Genomic DNA, 4,427 nt, shown 5'->3' with positions numbered 1-4,427 from the left:
CCACCCCTTCGTGGGGGGGGGTGGTTGGTTCGGTGGCGTGGTTGTGTGGCTGTTTCCCCCCCCCCCCCCCCCCCCCCCCCCCCCCCCCCCCCCCACCCCGCGAACTACGCAAGTTGGGCGTCACCATCCAACAGGGCGTCCCCTACGAACAGTCGAGAAGGGCCACGTCTCCCTGAGCGGTAGCAAAGGTCCCTTGCTCTCTTTTCGCAGGTCAGGGGGCGGAAGTCGCCAGGGGTTCGGGAGTGGCGGCGCCCCGATCCAGGTCCGCTTCCTTCGCCCGGATCACCGGCAGCACGTGCTTCCCGAAGTGCTCGACGTCCTCCAGGTAGTGCAGGAAGCCGAGCAGCAGCAGGTTCGCCCCGCGCTTCTTGTACTCGATGGCCCGGTCCGCGATCTGCTCCGGGGTGCCGATCAGCCTGGTGCGGAAGCCGTCGTTGTACTGCACCAGATCCTTGAACTCCGAGTCGGCCCACATCCCCTTCTTGTCCGAAGTGGAGCTTCCCGCCTGCTTGACGGCGTTGCGGAAGCCCTCGACAGCGTCCGAGTTCGCCTTCTCGACGATCTCGCGCAGGACGGCCTTCGCCTCGCTCTCGGTTTCCCGTGCGATCACGAAGCCGTTGAGCCCGAAGCGGACGGCGTGGTCGTTCTGGGCCGCGTAGCCGCGGACCTCCTCGACCTGCTCGCTGAAGCCGTCGAAGTCCTTGCCGTTGCTGAAATACCAGTCGGACACCCGGCCCGCGAGCTTCCGCGCCGCGGTGGAGTTGCCGCCTTGGAAGATCTCCGGATGCGGTCGGCCGACCGGTTTGGGTTTGATGTCGAAATCGTGGATCCGGTAGAAATCGCCGGTGAATTCGGCGTGGTCGTTCGTCCAGAGTTCCTTCAGTACGCGAATGAACTCTTCCGAACGACGGTACCGTTCGTCGTGTTCCAGCCACGGTTCACCGAGGTTCGTGAATTCGTCCTTGAACCAGCCGCTGACCACGTTGACCGCCGCGCGGCCGCCGGAGATCACGTCCGCGCTGGCGATGAACTTCGCGAGCACCCCGGGATGCCACAGTCCGGGATGGATCGCCGCGATCACCTTCAGCCGCTGCGTCGCGAGCAGCAGCGCGAGGCTGAATCCGGTCGATTCGTGCTGGTAGGAGGCGCCATAGCTGGCCGTGTAGCGGACCTGGCTCAGCGCGTATTCGAACCCGCTGTTCTCCGCGAGGACGGCGAGATCCCGGTTGTACTCGTAGCCCCAGTCGGTGCGCTGCTCGATGTCGCTCGTGACCAGACCGCCGCTCACATTGGGGACCCAATAGGCGAATTTGAGTGGTTCGGATTCGATTCCCGGCATGTCGCGGAGTGAACCCGCCGCCCCCGGAAACCGTCAATCACCGTCCACGCGCTGGGAACGGCCGAGCGCGGAACTCAATTCGGTTCGTCCGGTGATCTCCAGTTCGCGGTACGCCTCGGACAAATGGAGTTCGATGGTGCGGTGCGTCAGGTGCAGTGCTTCGGCGATCTCCCGGTTGGTGAGACCCTGTGCGGCCATCACCGGGACGCGGTACTCCTGTTTGGTGCGACCGTATTCGTTGTCCTTCGCCGTCGCGAGGCGCGCCCGCGCGCTCCGCAGCGCCTCGGCGGCCCGCCGATCGAGCGGCCGCGCCTCGCAGTGCTTGCTCGACTGCACCGCCTGCCGCAGTGTGCCGACCGCCTTCTCGACCTGCCTGTGCCGGGCTTGCAGCACGCCGAGTTCGGTCAATGCCTCGGCCAGCGCCAGTTTCGCCGTCGACCTGCCGAGGACGTCGACGGCCTTGGTGAGCAGGCGTTCGGCCTCCTCGCCGAGACCGTCGCGATCGCGACGGTGAAGCCCGCCGCTTTCGCGAGCTCACCGGCGGCTGCCAGCGCCGACGACTTGCCCATGCCGAACTCTCCGACCACCACCGCGCTGACGGCGCGGCTGTGCGGGGCGGGGCGGAACAACCCGGTGATCGTGTCGAGTTCGCTGTCTCGACCCAGTAACCCGGCGGAGCGGTCTCGGGATTTACTTCGGTATGCACCGTAGAGACCTTCGTGTCGGCTTGCGGCAGACTACTTCAACGTAAAGCGGTACCGAGAGTGATCGCTGGTCGTCGAGGGGGAGCGGGGGCAAGATGTCCACGTCCGACGCGCCCCGCCGGGACGACCGTTGCGACGACATCAAGGGCCGCGACGACGTACGCCAGGAAGATCGCGACGAGGTTGGCCGCGATCATCGACAGCCGCCCGCAGCGCCGCGCGGCGACGGGGGACAGGTAGCGAAGATCGGCCCTCGCCAGCGCGACTTCCACCGACGTGAATTCCGCGACCTGGTGGGCACAGCGGCCGCAGCCCTTCAGGTGCTTTTCGAAGGCGTACGTCTCGGCCTGATCGAGCACACCGAGTGCGTGCGCCGCCACATCGGTGTGTTTCATCTTTCACTTCCTCATCGCGAACCCAGTTCTCCTAACGAGCGTCGCAATGTTTTCATGGCCGCGTACAGCCGTGATTTGACCGTTCCCTCCGGGATTCCCAATATCACCGCCGCCTCTCGGACGGTATGCCCGGTCAGATATGTCTCGTAGATGACGGCCTGGTATTTGCTGTCGAGATATCGTAGCGCTTCGGAAATGGCGAGCGCGGACAGTGACTGCTCGGTCCGGTCCGCTGTTTCGGTGTTTTCGGAACTGTCCAGCTCCACCTCCTGTGGCCGCGCTCGCCGGTTTCGCCAGCCGTCGATCACGATCCGCTTGGCGACGGTGAGCAGCCAGCCGCGCAGCATTCCCGGCTCGCGGTTCAACGTGTCGGAATGCTGCCAGGCGCGGGTCAGTGTTTCCTGGACGACGTCCTCCGTCCATTGTCGATCATGGCCCGTCAGGTGCATCACCTGGTTGAACAGGTTTTCCCGGAAATCGTTGTACAGCAACGAAATAAGCTCATCGGAAAGCTCGTTCGACCGACGGTCGCCGCCGAACCGGCGTCCTCTGCCCACTGCTTCCATAAAGTTCGCTACCTCCCCGGCGGTGGAGGATTTCACAGGTTCGTACACCGTAGCGCAGACTATCGACGTGAGCCATGTGCAGTAGCGCTTTGTTCACCATTGGTCAGCCGGTACGTATGCCAGTGGGAAACGGTTCTAAATATGTTATGTGATGCACATCACAGTGGACGTGAGTATCGAGATCGAACCGGTCACTCCGGTTCGCCGTACTCCCGGTGAGGCACTTCCATGGCGGGGACGGGTAAAATGATCTATCGACTGCTCGGAGTGGTGATCGCCTGCTTGGTGATATGGGTGGGAACGCCCGTCCGTGCCTTCGCGGAATCGACGCCCATAACCGGGAACTGCTCGTGCGAGTGCGCCAAGCCGGTTTGCGGGAAGGCCCGGTCGGTCGTCAGGCGGAACAGCGCGGGAGTGGGCAGCGGGTGCGGGAGGTCGGGCACGAACTCGCCGACGCGCGCCCCGGCGAATGGACCGGACAGGGTACCGACCACCGCTGGTTCGTCGTCGAACCCGACGGACAACGCAACCTGAACTGCCTGCCCGCACCCGTGCAGTAGGATTCGCCGACGGACGAGTCGGCGGGGCGGCCGCGAGCCGGGAGACCGGTTCGAGGAAAGTCCGGACTCCACAGGGCAGGGTGGTTGTTAACGGCAACCCGGGGCGACCCGCGGGACAGTGCCACAGAAAACAGACCGCCTCCGGTCGCTTCGCGAGCGGAGGTAAGGGTGAAACGGTGGTGTAAGAGACCACCAGCGTCCTGGGTGACCAGGGCGGCTAGGTAAACCCCACCCGGAGCAAGGCCAAGAGGGAGCCGCGAGGCTCCTGCGCAGGCGATCGAGGGCTGCCCGCCCGAGTCTGCGGGTAGGCCGCTCGAGCCCGTCGGCGACGGCGGGCCCAGATGGATGGCCGCCACTCGCTCAGCCGCAAGGCGAGGCGAGGACAGGATCCGGCTTACACGCCGGCTCGTCCGTACTTCTTTCAGGCAAAGGTCTGTGAAGGCCTCCTTGAGGGACCCAGAGTCCCTCAAGGAGGCCTTCACGGACCTTGGACGTCGTGACTGCTCTCCTGACGCGATCGTCGCGTGTGGAGACCTCTTCCCTCGACTGAGCCGAAGGAACTCGACCTTCGCCGGCCATCAGCGCCAAGTACATGAAGGACTCCTTCCTTGCGCCAGGCGCGAGGAAGGAGTCCTTCATGTACTTCAGTCGGGCCCGGGAGGAGTAGGCAGGTCCGTGAAGGCCTCCTTACCTACCCTCAAGGTAGTGAAGGGGCCCTTCACGGACTTCCGGCTGCGGCGAGCGGTGGGGGGGGGGGGGGGGGGGGGGGGGGGGGGGGGGGGGGGGGGGGGGGGGGGGGGGGGGGGGGGGGGGGGGGGGGGGAAAAGAGGGGAAATAGAAGGGAAGAGGGGAGGAGGGAGGGG

General features: G+C 65.4%; 4 protein-coding genes, 1 other RNA gene and 2 pseudogenes. 2 read left to right on the top strand and 5 right to left on the bottom strand.

All coding sequences use genetic code 11. The features are described 5' to 3' along the window. Positions 1-211: 211 nt before the first annotated feature. From sfnG to ACZ6DT_RS40115, 5 genes and pseudogenes are all read right to left on the bottom strand, one after another. Complete coding sequence (sfnG, locus tag ACZ6DT_RS40135) at positions 212-1,339, bottom strand: dimethylsulfone monooxygenase SfnG (RefSeq protein ID WP_465605294.1); 1,128 nt, start codon at positions 1,337-1,339, stop codon at positions 212-214. Between the two features lie 33 nt (positions 1,340-1,372). Continuing rightward, positions 1,373-1,858, bottom strand: a pseudogene (locus tag ACZ6DT_RS40130) (LuxR C-terminal-related transcriptional regulator); the annotation flags it as partial. A 44-nt stretch (positions 1,859-1,902) separates the two neighbouring features. Then, positions 1,903-1,968 (bottom strand): annotated as a pseudogene (locus tag ACZ6DT_RS40125) (hypothetical protein); the annotation flags it as partial. Between the two features lie 113 nt (positions 1,969-2,081). Further along, positions 2,082-2,438, bottom strand: coding sequence for a zf-HC2 domain-containing protein (locus ACZ6DT_RS40120; RefSeq protein WP_465605291.1), 357 nt, complete (start codon positions 2,436-2,438; stop codon positions 2,082-2,084). Positions 2,439-2,449: 11 nt separating this feature from the next. Then, positions 2,450-3,004 (bottom strand): sigma-70 family RNA polymerase sigma factor, encoded by a 555-nt coding sequence (locus tag ACZ6DT_RS40115; protein ID WP_465605297.1) that lies wholly within the window; start codon positions 3,002-3,004, stop codon positions 2,450-2,452. Positions 3,005-3,354: 350 nt separating this feature from the next. Between ACZ6DT_RS40115 and ACZ6DT_RS40110 the strand changes: the two genes are divergently transcribed. Together ACZ6DT_RS40110 and rnpB are read left to right on the top strand one after the other, a co-directional pair. Beyond that, a complete protein-coding gene (locus tag ACZ6DT_RS40110; RefSeq protein ID WP_465605288.1) occupies positions 3,355-3,564 on the top strand; it encodes a hypothetical protein in 210 nt (69 codons plus the stop codon). A 14-nt stretch (positions 3,565-3,578) separates the two neighbouring features. Continuing rightward, an RNA gene (rnpB, locus tag ACZ6DT_RS40105) (RNase P RNA component class A) lies at positions 3,579-3,977 on the top strand. The last annotated feature ends 450 nt before the right edge of the window (positions 3,978-4,427 follow it).

The sequence above is a fragment of the Amycolatopsis sp. NPDC041971 genome, from assembly GCF_055588925.1.
Note: the sequence above shows the minus strand (reverse complement) of the source record. Positions and strands in the feature narration are given on the sequence as shown.

Excerpts from the sequence above, each read along its gene's own strand:
- ACZ6DT_RS40115 (WP_465605297.1), bottom strand. The coding sequence starts at position 3,004 with ATGGAAGCAGTGGGCAGAGGACGCCGGTTCGGCGGCGACCGTCGGTCG.
- sfnG (WP_465605294.1), bottom strand. The coding sequence starts at position 1,339 with ATGCCGGGAATCGAATCCGAACCACTCAAATTCGCCTATTGGGTCCCC.
- ACZ6DT_RS40120 (WP_465605291.1), bottom strand. The coding sequence starts at position 2,438 with ATGAAACACACCGATGTGGCGGCGCACGCACTCGGTGTGCTCGATCAG.